This is a genomic window from Pseudomonas serboccidentalis (assembly GCF_028830055.1).
Taxonomy (GTDB): Bacteria; Pseudomonadota; Gammaproteobacteria; order Pseudomonadales; family Pseudomonadaceae; genus Aquipseudomonas; species Aquipseudomonas serboccidentalis.
In genome coordinates this window covers 308,711-322,654 of the sequence record NZ_CP101655.1, presented here as the reverse complement: position 1 = coordinate 322,654, position 13,944 = coordinate 308,711, and the positions used below count along the sequence as shown (strand labels likewise).

The 13,944-nt window shown below is 61.2% G+C and carries 12 protein-coding genes; 11 read left to right on the top strand and 1 reads right to left on the bottom strand.

Annotation, left to right across the window (positions count from 1 at the left end):
• The first annotated feature begins 6 nt into the window (after nt 1-6).
• The 9 genes from algG to NN484_RS01325 all read left to right on the top strand — a co-directional run bounded on the left by algG (nt 7) and on the right by NN484_RS01325 (nt 11,050).
• Nucleotides 7-1,593 (top strand): mannuronan 5-epimerase AlgG, encoded by a 1,587-nt coding sequence (gene algG, locus NN484_RS01365; protein ID WP_274658472.1) that lies wholly within the window; start codon nt 7-9, stop codon nt 1,591-1,593.
• Nucleotides 1,594-1,603: 10 nt separating this feature from the next.
• Nucleotides 1,604-3,064 (top strand): alginate O-acetyltransferase, encoded by a 1,461-nt coding sequence (locus tag NN484_RS01360; protein WP_274658471.1) that lies wholly within the window; start codon nt 1,604-1,606, stop codon nt 3,062-3,064.
• A gap of 8 nt (nt 3,065-3,072) precedes the next feature.
• The gene (locus NN484_RS01355) at nt 3,073-4,197 is read left to right on the top strand and encodes a mannuronate-specific alginate lyase (RefSeq protein ID WP_127651072.1); all 1,125 of its coding nucleotides are present in this window, start codon (nt 3,073-3,075) and stop codon (nt 4,195-4,197) included.
• Between the two features lie 209 nt (nt 4,198-4,406).
• Nucleotides 4,407-5,972 (top strand): MBOAT family O-acyltransferase, encoded by a 1,566-nt coding sequence (locus NN484_RS01350; protein ID WP_274658470.1) that lies wholly within the window; start codon nt 4,407-4,409, stop codon nt 5,970-5,972.
• A 10-nt stretch (nt 5,973-5,982) separates the two neighbouring features.
• Nucleotides 5,983-7,158 (top strand): alginate O-acetyltransferase, encoded by a 1,176-nt coding sequence (locus NN484_RS01345; RefSeq protein ID WP_127651074.1) that lies wholly within the window; start codon nt 5,983-5,985, stop codon nt 7,156-7,158.
• 15 nt (nt 7,159-7,173) lie between these two features.
• Nucleotides 7,174-7,830, top strand: a complete 657-nt coding sequence (locus NN484_RS01340; RefSeq protein WP_274658469.1) for an alginate O-acetyltransferase AlgF — start codon at nt 7,174-7,176, stop codon at nt 7,828-7,830.
• 209 nt (nt 7,831-8,039) lie between these two features.
• Nucleotides 8,040-9,491, top strand: coding sequence for a mannose-1-phosphate guanylyltransferase/mannose-6-phosphate isomerase (locus NN484_RS01335; RefSeq protein ID WP_127651076.1), 1,452 nt, complete (start codon nt 8,040-8,042; stop codon nt 9,489-9,491).
• 233 nt (nt 9,492-9,724) lie between these two features.
• Nucleotides 9,725-10,189 (top strand): multidrug transporter, encoded by a 465-nt coding sequence (locus tag NN484_RS01330; RefSeq protein ID WP_274658468.1) that lies wholly within the window; start codon nt 9,725-9,727, stop codon nt 10,187-10,189.
• 36 nt (nt 10,190-10,225) lie between these two features.
• Complete coding sequence (locus NN484_RS01325; protein WP_215501772.1) at nt 10,226-11,050, top strand: SDR family oxidoreductase; 825 nt, start codon at nt 10,226-10,228, stop codon at nt 11,048-11,050.
• Nucleotides 11,051-11,184: 134 nt separating this feature from the next.
• On the opposite strand, the gene NN484_RS01320 is transcribed toward NN484_RS01325, so the two are convergent.
• Nucleotides 11,185-12,066: a LysR family transcriptional regulator gene (locus tag NN484_RS01320; protein WP_215501929.1), complete on the bottom strand. Its 882-nt coding sequence runs from the start codon at nt 12,064-12,066 to the stop codon at nt 11,185-11,187.
• Nucleotides 12,067-12,175: 109 nt separating this feature from the next.
• On the opposite strand from NN484_RS01320, the gene NN484_RS01315 reads away from it, so the two are divergent.
• Nucleotides 12,176-13,546, top strand: coding sequence for an MFS transporter (locus NN484_RS01315; RefSeq protein WP_274658467.1), 1,371 nt, complete (start codon nt 12,176-12,178; stop codon nt 13,544-13,546).
• Complete coding sequence (locus NN484_RS01310) at nt 13,543-13,941, top strand: DUF4440 domain-containing protein (RefSeq protein WP_274658466.1); 399 nt, start codon at nt 13,543-13,545, stop codon at nt 13,939-13,941. Before NN484_RS01315 ends, NN484_RS01310 begins: the two co-directional genes overlap by 4 nt.
• Nucleotides 13,942-13,944 lie beyond the last annotated feature (3 nt).

Genomic DNA, 13,944 nt, shown 5'->3' with positions numbered 1-13,944 from the left:
CCCGACATGCACCATGCAAGGAAAGGCTCGATCAGCCTGTTGGCCGGCGCCATGCTGCTGGCCTCCGCTGGCGCCTTCGCCACCGTGGAACCGGTTGTGCCTCAACAAGGCAAACCGGTGACCACCGCCAAAGAGCTGCAACAAGCCAAGACCTACACCGTCAGCAGCGCGCCGACCGAGGCGCTGGAACTGGCCAAGCCGACACTGCCCGACCTGTCCGGCTTCACCGCCGAGGCCGCTGCCGCGAAAATCGTGCGCAGCAAACCGGGCAAGATCAGCGTGCGCCGGATGATGCAGGAAGACGCCCTGAAGGACTTTATCGGCGGCGACAACAAGATGGCCGAATGGGTGGTGCGTCAGCACGGCATCCCGCAGGCGATCTTCGTCGACGACGGCTACCTGAACCTCAAGGATCTGGCGAAGAAACTGCCCAAGCAGTACTTCAGCGAGACCTCGCCGGGCGTGTATCTGGCGAAGTTGCCGATCGTGGTCGGGCGCAAAGGCATCCTCGAAATCGATGGCCAGACCCAGGAGTTGCGCCTGTCGCAGGAGGCGGGTTCGTTCCTGGTCAACGACGGTCAGCTGTTCGTGCGTGACACCAAGGTCACCGGCTGGCGCGAGAAGGACAACGGCCCGGCCACCTTCCGTACGCCGAAGGAATTCCGTCCGTTTCTGCTCGCCTGGGGCGGCACCGAGACCTACATCGTCAACAGCAAGATGGCCAGCTTCGGCTACGCCAACAGTAAGTCGTACGGGGTGAGTATTTCCCAGTACACGCCGAACATGGCCAAGGTCCTCAAGCGTCCTGAACCGACCGGCTGGATCGTCGGCTCCGAGTTCTCTGACATGTGGTACGGCTTCTACTGCTATGAGACCCGTGACTTCGTGGTCAAGGGCAACACCTACAAAGACAACATCGTCTACGGCATCGACCCGCACGACCGTTCCCACGGTCTGATCATCGCCGAGAACACTGTGTACGGTACGAAGAAGAAGCACGGGATCATTATTTCCCGTGAGGTCAACGACAGCTTCATCTTCAACAACAAGAGCTTCGACAACCATCTCTCGGGCCTGGTGATCGACCGGAACAGCGTCAACAACCTCATTGCCTACAACGAGATCTACAAGAACCACACCGACGGCATCACCCTCTACGAGTCTGCCGACAACCTGCTGTGGGGCAACAAGGTCATCAGCAACAAGCGCCACGGCATCCGCATTCGTAACAGCGTGAACATCCGTCTGTACGAAAACGTGGCCATGGCCAACGGTTTGACCGGCGTCTACGGCCACATCAAGGACCTGACCGACACCGACCGTGACATCAAGCTCGACCCGTTCGACGCCCAGGTGTCGCTGATCGTGGTCGGCGGTGAACTGGCGGCCAACGGCAGCGGCCCGATGGCCATCGACTCGCCGTTGAGCGTCGAGCTGTACCGGGTATCGATGCTGGCGCCGACCAAATCCAGCGGCATCAGCTTCAACGGCATCCTTGGCGAGCGCCAGGATGAAATTCTCGACCTGCTGGTGCGCCAGCAGAAAGCCGTGCTGATCGACCCTGTCGAACGCCAGACCGAAATGCGGGACTGAGGATAATTCCATGCACTCACACTTGATCAAATTACTCAGCCTGTCGGCCCTGACCGTGGGCATTCTGGCGGCGAGCAATGGCGCCCGCGCCGATGAAGCGGCGGGCGCCACCCCGCCGAAGTTCAACGCCGAACCGTGCTGCAACCTGTGCCCGGCCGCCCATGACGCGAAGAACTACACCACGCGTTATCAGCAGAACTTCACCACCCTGGTGCAGGCGCAGGGCGACTGGCTGTTCCGCACGCAGGAAGATTTGCGCACCGAGTTCAACACCACCCCGGCCGGCTACAAGCGCCTGCAACAGCTGCACGATGCGTTCAAGGCCAAAGGCGTCGAGCTGGTGATCGTTTACCAGCCGACCCGTGGCCTGGTGAACCGCAACAAGCTCAACCCGCAGGAAAAAGCCGCGTTCGATTACGAGAAAGCGCTGGGCAACTACAAGACCATGCTCGGCCGTTTCGCGCAGATGGGTTACGTGGTGCCAGACCTGTCGCCGCTGACCAACGAATCGCTGCCAGACACCCTGCCCGCCCACGATTTCTACTTCCGTGGCGACCAGCACTGGACCCCGTACGGCGCACAGCGCACGGCGAAAATCGTCGCCGAGAAGGTCAAGCAGATCCCGGCCTTCGCCGACATTCCCAAGCGTGAATTCGAGACCAAGCGCACCGGGCGCATGGGCAAGACCGGCACCCTGCACAACATGGCCGGGCAACTGTGTGGCACCAGTTACGCGATCCAGTACATGGACCAGTTCACCACCGAGCCGAAAGGCGAAGCCGGTGATGGCGACCTGTTCGGTGATTCCGGCAACCCGCAAATCACTCTCGTGGGTACCTCGCACAGCGGCAAGAACTACAACTTCGCCGGCTTCCTCGAAGAGGCGATCGGCGCCGACATTCTCAACGTCGCCTTCCCCGGCGGTGGTCTGGAAGGTTCGATGCTGCAGTACCTGGGCAGCGACGAATTCCAGAAGACTCCGCCGAAGATTCTCATCTGGGAATTCTCGCCGCTGTACCGTCTCGACCAGGAAACCATCTATCGCCAGATGATGGCCCTGCTCGACAACGGTTGCGAAGGCAAAGATGCACAGATGACCGGCAGCGCCACGCTGAAGCCGGGCAGCAAACAAGAACTGCTGGTCAACAGCAAGAACCTGAACCTGCAGAACAGCAGCCACCAGGTCGACATCCGCTTCGCCGACACCTCGGTGAAAACCCTGCACGCCACCCTCTGGTACATGAACGGTCGCCACGAGGACATCAAGATCGAGAAACCGGAAACCTCCGACACCGACGGTCGTTTCGCCTTCGAGTTGCGCACCGACGAAGACTGGGCCTCGCAAAACCTGCTGGCGGTCGAAGTCCAGGGTCCGGAAGCGGGCACCGCGCCACAAAAAGTCGAAGCGAAAATCTGCAAACGCAACGTATTCCCGGGCGCTGGGCAACAAACCGCTCAGGTCGGGCAATGAGGTCTGCTATGCGAAATCCGAAATTGAAATCTTTACTGGCTCCCACCCTGTTGAGCCTGGCGATGTTCGCCGGCGCCACTCAGGCCGCCGCGCCACTGCGCCCGCCGCAGGGCTACTTCGCGCCGGTGGATAAATTCAAGACCGGCGACAAGAGCGAAGGCTGCGACGCGATGCCCGCGCCGTACACCGGTCCGCTGCAATTTCGCAGCAAATACGAAGGCTCGGACAAGGCCCGCGCGACACTGAACGTGCAGTCGGAAAAAGCCTTCCGTGACACCACCAAAGACATCACCACGCTGGAGCGCGGCACCGCCAAACGGGTGATGCAGTTCATGCGTGACGGTCGCCCGGAGCAGCTCGATTGCACGCTCAACTGGTTGACCGCTTGGGCCAAGGCCGACGCGTTGATGTCGAAAGACTTCAACCACACCGGCAAATCGATGCGCAAATGGGCGCTGGGCAGCATGGCCTCTTCGTACATTCGCCTGAAGTTCTCCGACTCGCATCCGCTGGCCGCGCATCAGCAAGAGGCGCAGCAGATCGAGGCGTGGTTCAGCAAGATGGCCGATCAGGTGGTCAGCGACTGGGACAACCTGCCGCTGGAAAAAACCAACAACCACTCGTACTGGGCTGCCTGGTCGGTGATGGCAACCGCCGTCGCCACCAACCGTCGCGACCTGTTCGACTGGGCGGTGAAGGAATACAAGGTCGGGGTCAATCAAGTCGACGCCGACGGCTTCCTGCCCAACGAACTCAAGCGCCAGCAACGCGCCCTCGCCTATCACAACTACGCCCTGCCGCCGCTGGCGATGATCGCCAGTTTCGCCCAGGTCAACGGTGTCGATCTGCGTCAGGAAAACAACAGCGCGCTCAAGCGCCTGGGTGATCGGGTACTGGCCGGGGTGAAAGACCCGGATGCATTCGAGAAGAAGAACGGCAAAGAGCAGGACATGACCGACCTGAAAGAGGACATGAAATTCGCCTGGCTCGAACCGTTCTGCACCCTCTACACCTGCCCGCCGGATGTGATCGAGAAGAAGCACGGTATGCAACCGTTCAAGACCTTCCGCCTCGGTGGCGACCTGACCAAGGTCTACGACCCGTCCCATGAAAAGGGCAACAAGGGTTCGTAGGCCGCACACATCCCAATGTAGGAGCTGCCGAAGGCTGCGATCTTTTGATCTTGCCTTCAAAGATCAAGATCAAAAGATCGCAGCCTTCGGCAGCTCCTACAGGGGGCCGGTGTCAGGTTTTAGATTTGTGAGTTGGCCCTCCGGTTCTACGTGGGGGGTTTGGGGGGGCTTTGGCCCTTGACTGTTGGTTCAAACATGGAGAGATCGGGATGGTATTTTCATCCAACGTGTTCCTGTTTCTGTTCTTGCCGATCTTTCTCGGCTTGTACTACCTGAGCGGGCAACGCTATCGCAACCTGTTGCTGCTGATCGCCAGCTACGTGTTCTACGCGTGGTGGCGAGTGGACTTCCTCGCGCTGTTCGCAGCGGTGACGCTGTGGAACTACTGGATCGGCCTCAAAGTCGGTGCCGCTGGCGTCAGGACCAAACCGGCGCAGCGCTGGCTGCTGCTCGGCGTGGCGGTCGACCTGTGCATCCTCGGCTACTTCAAGTACGCCAACTTCGGCGTGGACAGCATCAACGCGATCATGACCTCGTTCGGTCTGGAGCCGTTCATCCTGACCCACGTGCTGTTGCCGATCGGCATCTCGTTCTACATCTTCGAGTCGATCAGCTACATCATCGACGTGTACCGCGGCGACACCCCGGCCACGCGCAACCTGATCGACTTCGCGGCGTTCGTGGCGATCTTCCCGCACCTGATTGCCGGCCCGGTCCTGCGTTTCCGCGACCTCGCCGACCAGTTCAACAACCGCACCCACACCCTCGACAAGTTCTCCGAAGGCTGCACGCGGTTCATGCAGGGTTTCATCAAGAAGGTGTTCATCGCCGACACCCTGGCGGTAGTTGCCGACCACTGCTTCGCCCTGCAAAACCCGACCACCGGTGATGCCTGGCTGGGTGCGCTGGCGTACACCGCGCAACTGTATTTCGACTTCTCCGGTTACAGCGACATGGCCATCGGCCTGGGCTTGATGATGGGTTTCCGCTTCATGGAAAACTTCAAGCAGCCGTACATCAGCCAGTCGATCACCGAGTTCTGGCGCCGCTGGCACATCAGCCTGTCGACCTGGCTGCGTGACTACCTGTACATCACCCTCGGCGGTAACCGCAAAGGCACACTGATGACCTATCGCAACCTGTTCCTGACCATGCTCCTGGGTGGTCTGTGGCACGGCGCGAACATCACCTACATCGTCTGGGGTGCCTGGCACGGCATGTGGCTGGCGATCGAGAAAATGCTCGGCATCAACACCTCGCCGCGCAGCCTCAATCCGATCCGCTGGGCACTGACCTTCCTGCTGGTGGTGATGGGCTGGGTGATCTTCCGCGCCGAAAACCTGCACGTTGCCGGGCGCATGTACGGCGCGATGTTCAGCTTCGGCGACTGGTCGCTGTCGGAACTCAACCGCGCCAGCCTCACCGGTCTGCAAGTGGCAACGCTGGTGGTGGCGTACGCAACGCTGGCGTTCTTCGGCCTGCGTGACCTGTACACCAATCAGCCGCCGGTCAAGACCAAACCTGAAGTCAACGTCGAGGCCGACGGCCCTGCCACTTCGACCCCGGGAATGATCAAAGCCGCCCCCGGCGAAAACCCGGCGAACATCCATGAGCCTGGCTACACCGTCGGCGTCGAAGCCCAGGTGCAACCGGCCTACTGGACCGCGGACTGGTCGCGCTATGTGATGCGCGGCTTGATCCTGCTGCTGTTCATCGCCTCGATTCTCAAGCTCTCGGCGCAAAGCTTCTCGCCGTTCCTTTACTTCCAGTTCTGAGGGATCTGACATGACCCGCTCATTACGCATCTTCTACATCGCGCTGTTTCTGGTGACCCTGCTGGTGCTCGGTCTGTGGTCGGTGCGCAGCTTCTTCGGCTTCAGCACCAACGCCGACGCGACGGTGCTCAACGGTCGCTGGACCAAAGCCGTGGAAACCCACTACGACGACCAGTTTCCGATCAAGCGTCTGGGCACCAACCTTTGGGCTGCGCTGGATTTCAAACTGTTCAACGAAGGTCGTCCGGGCGTGGTGCTCGGTCGCGATCAGTGGCTGTACAGCGACGAGGAATTCAACCCGATCGTCAACGAAGAGCTGAACCTGCAAGGTAACTACGCGCTGGTCGAAGGCGTGCGCCAGACCCTCAAGGCCAAAGGCGTGAAACTGGTGATGGCGATCGTCCCGGCCAAGGTTCGCCTGTACCCGGAACACCTGGGTGAAGTGAAACCGGCGAGCATCCACGAAAACCTGTATCAGGACTTCCACGCCCGTGTCGCGGCGGACAAGATCCTCGCCCCGGACCTGCTCGGCCCGCTGCAACAGGCCAAGCAGAACGGTCAGCAAGTGTTCCTGCGCACCGACACCCACTGGACGCCTGAAGGCGCCGAGATCGCGGCCAACACCCTGGCGAAAACCATCGCCGACAAGTTCCCGCTCAGCGGCGAGCCGCAGCGTTTCGTCACCACGCCGGCAGAGAAGGTCACGCACAAGGGCGACCTGCGTCTGTTTCTGCCGCTTGATCCGCTGTTCGAAAACCTGATGCCGGCGCAAGAGCCGCTGCAAAAGCGCAACACCGTGGCCGCCGCCGAGCAGCCTGCCGGTGACGACGCGCTGTTCGCCAACAGCGAAGTGCCGGTCGCGCTGATCGGCACCAGCTACAGCGCCAACCCCAACTGGAACTTCGTCGGTGCGCTGAAACAAGCGCTGCACAGCGACGTCGTGAACTACGCCGAAGACGGCCATGGCCCGATCCTGCCGATGCTCAGCTACCTGAAAAGCGATGACTTCAAGAACAGCCCGCCACAGGTGCTGATCTGGGAGTTTCCTGAACGATATCTGCCTGTGAACAACGAAATCGGCGACGCCGACCCGCAGTGGGTCGCAGAGCTCAAACAAGCCGGTGCTCGCCAACAAAACGTAGCCATCAACACTAAATCCGAGACGCCCGATCGGGCGCAAAACTGAAAGAGAGGTAACACCATGACTTTCACAACTACTCCTCGTCGTCTCGCAAAACGCTTCGCACTGGTCGCTGGCCTCAGCGTGCTGTCGGTACAGGCTTTTGCCGGTGGTGACGCCGCACTGTACGGCCCGACCGCACCGAAAGGCTCGACCTTCGTGCGGGTCTACAACGCCAGCAACGCCGAAGTCAGCGCCACCGTCGGCAGCACCAACCTGAGCGATGTTGCGCCATTGGCCAGCAGCGATTTCAGCTTCATGCCGGGCGGCGACTACAGCGCCAAGATCGGCAGCCAGACCCTGCCGGTCAAACTCACCGGTGACCACTACTACACCCTGGTCAACAACGCGTCCGGCGCGCCGCAACTGATCGAAGAGCCGCCGTTCAAGAACAAGCAGAAATCCCTGGTGCGCGTGCAGAACCTCAGCGACAAGCCGCTGACCCTGAAGACCGCCGATGGCAAGACCGACGTGGTGCCGAACGTGGCCGCCAAGGGCCGTGGCGAACGTGAAATCAACCCGGTGAAAGTCAGCCTGGCGCTGTACGAAGGCGACAAGAAAGTCGGCGACGTGAAACCGGTTGCCCTGGAGCGCGGTGAAGCAGCCGTGCTGTACGTCACGGGTTCCGGCAGCAGCCTGTCGCCAGTCTGGGTGAAACGCCCGGTGTCGACGCGTTAATCATTTTTCCGATGAGACGCTGATCCCTGTAGGAGCTGCGGCACGCTGCGATCTTTTGACTTTGCTTTTAAAGATCAAGATCAACAGATCGCAGCCTTCGGCAGCTCCTACAGGGGAATGCGGTGGCCTCTCGGTACGAGACAAAAACAAGAGTGAAACGACACAACGTTCGTGCCTCTAACCCAATTGATTTTTATGGAGTAAACAACATGATTCCGGTGATCTTGTCAGGTGGTAGCGGTTCGCGTCTGTGGCCACTTTCGCGCAAACAATTCCCTAAGCAATTCCTCGCCCTGACCGGTGAGCACACGCTGTTCCAGCAAACCCTGGAGCGCCTGGTGTTCGAAGGCATGGACACGCCGATCGTGGTCTGCAACAAGGATCACCGCTTCATCGTCAACGAGCAGTTGGCCAACCGTAACCTCGAATGCCAGCGCATCCTGATGGAACCGTTCGGCCGCAACACCGCGCCGGCGGTGGCGCTGACCGCGATGATGCTGGTCAATGAAGGTCGTGACGAGTTGATGCTGGTGCTGCCGGCCGACCACGTGCTGGAAGACCAGAAAGCCCTGCAACGCGCCCTCGCCCTGGCGACTGTGGCCGCTGAAAACGGCGAAATGGTGCTGTTCGGCGTGCCGGCGACCAAACCGGAAACCGGTTACGGCTACATCAAGTCCACCGCTGATTCGCTGCTGCCCGAAGGCGTCAGCCGCGTTTCGCACTTCGTCGAAAAACCCGACGTCAAACGCGCCACCGAGTACGTCGAATCCGGCGGCTACTACTGGAACAGCGGTATGTTCCTGTTCCGCGCCAGCCGCTTCCTCGAAGAGCTGAAAAAGCACGATCCGGACATCTACGACACCTGCCTGCTGACCCTTGAGCGCAGCCAGCAGGACGCCGACACCGTCACGCTGGACGAGGCCACCTTCGCCTGCTGCCCGGACAATTCCATCGACTACTCCGTGATGGAAAAAACCCAGCGCGCCTGCGTGGTGCCGCTGACTGCTGGCTGGAGCGATGTCGGTTGCTGGTCGTCGCTGTGGGAAGTCAACGAGAAGGACGCCAACGGCAACGTCAGCAAAGGCGACGTGGTGATCCAGGACAGCAAGAACTGCATGATCCACGGCAACGGCAAACTGGTGTCGGTGATCGGCCTGGAGAACATCGTCGTGGTCGAAACCAAAGACGCGATGATGATCGCCCACAAGGACAAGGTCCAGGGTGTCAAGCAGATGGTCGCCACCCTCAACGAGCAGGGCCGCAGCGAAACCCAGAACCACTGCGAGGTCTACCGTCCGTGGGGCTCGTATGATTCCGTGGACATGGGCGGGCGTTTCCAGGTCAAGCACATCTCGGTGAAGCCGGGTGCGTGCCTGTCGCTGCAGATGCACCACCACCGCGCCGAACACTGGATCGTGGTCAGCGGCACCGCCGAAGTGACCTGCGATGAAAACGTGTTCCTGCTCTGCGAAAACCAGTCGACCTACATCCCGATCGCCTCGGTGCACCGCCTGCGCAACCCGGGCAAGATCCCGCTGGAAATCATCGAAGTGCAATCGGGTTCGTACCTGGGCGAGGACGATATCGAACGCTTCGAAGATATCTACGGTCGCTCCACCCCGATCGAACGCGGCGTGTCGGTGAAAACCATCGCGCAGTGATCACCGCGTAACAAGAAGCCCCCGTCCAGCCCACTGCGTCCCCTATCCGCAGCGGGTTGGGCGGGGGCTTTTTTTGAAGCAAAAGATCGCAGCCTGCGGCAGCTCCTACAGGGAAAACGCATTCCAACTGTAGGAGTTGCCGCAAGCTGCGATCTTTTGACTTTGCCCTGCCCATCGCCAACCTCACCTACGCTTAGGTAGGATGCCCCTCTATCCCCGCGAGGTTGTGCGACATGTTCATCGGCGTTTTGCTGGTCATCACCTGGCTGGTCCTGTTGCTGCGCTATCCGGCCAAGGCTGTACCGGTGTCGGTGGCTGCCGCCGTTGGCTTGGGGCTGGTGGCGGTCTGGGTGGTGTGGCTGGACAACCGCGAGCTCAAGCAACTGGCGCGTCTGGAGATGCGCATTGCCTACGCCCCTGAACAGTGCCCGGCAGATCGTCCGCTGCAACTGAAAATGAAAAACGGCAACGACGTCCCGCTGACCGAACTGCGCTGGCGCATCGCCGCTTACGCGCCCGGTGACACTGTCAACCTGGCCGACAACCAATACACCGCGCCGCGCTATCGCGGCCCCGGTGAATTGCAGGCCGGCGGCAACTGGGAAGATTGCTTGCCAATGCCACCACTGCGTCCCGGTTATCGTCCGCAAACCCTGGAGTTCCGCGCCGAGCGTTTGCAGGGCAGTTTCTCCGACTGATCCCCTCCCTTAACTTTCTTGCACAAGGAATGCGCCATGCCCGTTGCGTTGATCACCGGTTGCTCCAGCGGCATAGGCCGCGCCCTCGCTGATGCGTTCAAAGCCGCCGGCTACGAGGTCTGGGCCAGTGCGCGCAGGGCCGAAGACGTCTCGGCCCTCGCCGCTGCCGGGTTCACGGCGATCCAGCTGGACGTCAATGACAGCGTGGCGCTGGAACAGCTTGGTGAGCGGATCAACCAGCAACACGGTGGCCTTGATGTGCTGATCAACAACGCCGGTTATGGCGCCATGGGGCCGCTGCTCGACGGCGGCGTACCGGCCATGCAGCGCCAGTTCGAAACCAACGTGTTCTCGATTGTCGGCGTGACTCGCGCACTGTTCCCGGTGCTGCGCCGGGCCAAGGGCCTGGTGGTGAACATCGGCAGTGTGTCTGGGGTTTTGGTCACGCCATTCGCCGGCGCCTACTGCGCCTCGAAAGCCGCCGTGCATGCCCTGAGCGATGCGTTGCGCATGGAACTGGCGCCGTTCGGCATTCGCCTGATGGAAGTGCAGCCCGGGGCGATTCAGTCGAGCTTCGCCAAGAATGCCGGGCATGAGGCGGAGCAGTTGATCAACGAGCAATCGCCGTGGTTTCCGTTGCGTGAGGGGATCCGCGCGCGGGCCAAGGCCTCGCAGGACAAACCGACGCCGACCAGTGAGTTTGCCGCGCAACTGCTCAAGGCTGTGCAACAGGACAAGCCGCCGCGGTTGATTCGCATCGGGAATGGCAGCCGGGCGTTGCCGTTGCTGGCGACACTGCTGCCCAAAGGGTTGCTGGAGTCGACGTTGATGAAGCGGTTCGGGTTGCGTGGGAAGCTCTGAGACCGAGGCGCCCCCATCGCGGGCAAGCCACGCTCCCACAAGGTTTTGCGGCGTACACAGATATCCAGAACGACACAAAAACCTGTGGGAGCGTGGCTTGCCCGCGAAGAGGCCGGAACAATCACTCGAGATCCTCAGCCCCACCCCTTCATGAAATCAATAAACGCCCGCACCTTCAGCGGCAAATGCCGGGTATCCGGGTACAGCGCATACACCCCCTGTTGGGCAAAACGGTAATCGGCCAGCAAGCGCACCAAACGCCCGGCCTCCAGATCATCCTGAATCAACCATTGCGGCAAAATCGCCACGCCTTGCCCGGTCAACGCAAACGCACGCAACGTCGCCGAGTTGTCGGCGACGATGGCGGTGGTCCCCGGTTTGGGCTGGTAGACGTGCTCGCTGCCGGCCGGGTCAGTGACCGTCATTTCCGGCACTCGCCCATGCCCCAGCGTCGGCATCGACTCCAGCGTCGCCAGCGTGGCCACCGGCGTGAAGCGCTCGACCAAACCTGGCGCCGCCACTGCAAACACTTCGAACGTCGACAACTGCACCGCCCGCAGATTGGAGTCGTGCATGCGGCCCAGGCGGATCGCCATGTCAAAGCGCTCGGAGATCAGATCGGCATGGGTCGAGGACGTCGACAGGTGGATGTTCAATTGCGGCTGTTGCTGACGAAACACCTCCAGCGCCGGCACCACTTGGGCCAGGGCAAATTCCACGGTGGTGGTGATGCGCAACGTGCCCTTGAGTTGCGAATGCTCGGAACGCGCTTCCTCGATCGCCAGTCGCGCTTCGTCGAGGGTGCGCAAACAGCGTCGATAAAAGCGTTCGCCGGCATCGGTCAGGGCCAGTTGTCGGGTGTTGCGCGTGAGCAACGTGACGCCCAGTTCCTCTTCCAGCCGTTTGAGGTTGAAACTCACCACTGCCCGGGTCTGGCCCAACGTATCGGCGGCGGCCGTCAGTGACCCGGCCTCCACCACGGCTTTGAACGTGTCAAAACGGTCCAGGCTGACCATCGTCACGGCACTCTCTGTCAAAATAATTTTGACAAACTAGCAGGCAAACCAGCGTTTTCCTAACGCCACAAGCGCCCTAACCTGCACGCCTCATCACAGGGAAGCTGCCATGGCCTATCGCTCGAAAGTCGCGCTGGTGTATTTGTTCGGGTTCGCCCTCGACTTGCTGAACATGTTCGCCGCCAGCATTGCCTACCCGGACATCGCCCGAGAACTACAGGCATCGGTGACGCAATTGGCGTGGATCACCAACGCCTACATGCTCGGGCTGACGCTGATCATTCCGATGAGCGTGTGGCTGGCCGCACGCCTGGGCGAGCGCCGGCTGATCCTCGGTTCGCTGCTGCTGTTCGGGATCGCTTCGGGTCTGGTGGCCCAGTCTGGCTCGATTGAAAGCCTGATTGGCTGGCGCCTGCTGCAAGGGCTCGGTGGCGGCTTGTTGCTGCCGGTCGGTCAGGCCTTGGCGTATCGGCAATTCCCGGCGGCGCAGCGTGCGCACCTCACTGGCGTGGTGCTGTTGGTGGCGCTGATGGTACCGGCCCTGTCACCGGCGGCGGGCGGCCTGATCGTAGAGGCCTTGTCGTGGCGCTGGATTTTCTACCTGAACATGCCAATGGCGCTGTTGGCTTTCGCCCTGGGCTTGCTGTGGTTGAAAGCCGATCAACCCACCACGGAACGCCCGACGCTGGACATTCGCGGCCTGCTGCTGGCGGTCTCAGCCCTGAGTCTGTTGCTGATTGCCGTGAGCCTGGCGAGCGCCTCCGCGACCCGTCACCTCGCGGGCGGCATCTTGCTGCTCGGTGCCTTGACCTTATGGCTGTACCTGCGCGATGGCTGGCACAAACCCGACGCCGTCCTCGACCTGCAACTGATCAAAAGCCCGTCGCTACGCCTGGCGATGCTGATCTACCTGTTCGTGCCCGGGGTCTTTACCGGGACCAACATGATTGCCGTGCTGTACCTGCACGACCTCGGTGTCGGCGCGGCGCAAACCGGCGCACTGATGTTGGCCTGGGCCGCGGCCTCGGGCGTGGCGATCATGCTCGGCAAACGCAGCTTCAATCGCATCGGCCCCAAGCCGTTGCTGATCGCCGGCATGCTCCTGCAATGCCTGGGCATTGTCCTGCTGATGCGCATCGAACACCCCGCCGCTGCGCCGCTGATCATCGCCTACGCGCTGATGGGGCTGGGCGGCAGTCTGTGCAGCGTCACCGCGCAAACCCTGGCGTTTGTCGGCATCGCGCCGGAAAAAATGGGCCACTCCAGCGCCCTGTGGAACATCAATCGCCAACTCGGTTTCTGCCTGGGTGCGGCGCTGCTCAGCTCACTGCTGGGCGCACTCGGCGGCAACGGTTTTCACTACTGCTTTCTCGCCGCCGCACTGCTGACGCTGTTGCCGATGGTCGCCGTGCTGCGTTTCGATGCCACCCACGTGCTCGCCCTGCTGAGCTCACCTCCCCTTCAGGAAAAATCCACATGACTGACTACCAAGAATATTTTGACGAAGTGATCCAGGCACATGAGGCCATCGAACAGTGGTTTGCCGTGGAGCAGGATTCGGCCGAACTGAAGCGCTTGCTGAGCCGCTTCTCGGCGGACTTTTCCATGGTCACACCGCTGGGCCGGGCGCTGGATGTCGCAGCCTTGCGCGCACTGTTTCAGGCGGCGGGCGGGAAGAAGTCAGGCTTCAGGATTGAGCTCAGTGAGCTACGCGTAATTGCGCTGCATGAGCGCGGCGCAACGTTGAGTTACCGCGAGCAGCAGACCGATGCGAGCGGGTTGCACACGGATCGGCGCTCGACGGTGGTGTTTGAAAAAAACGAGGCCGGGCAGGTGCTGTGGCGGCATTTGCAGGAGACGTTTTGCCAAGGCTGACGC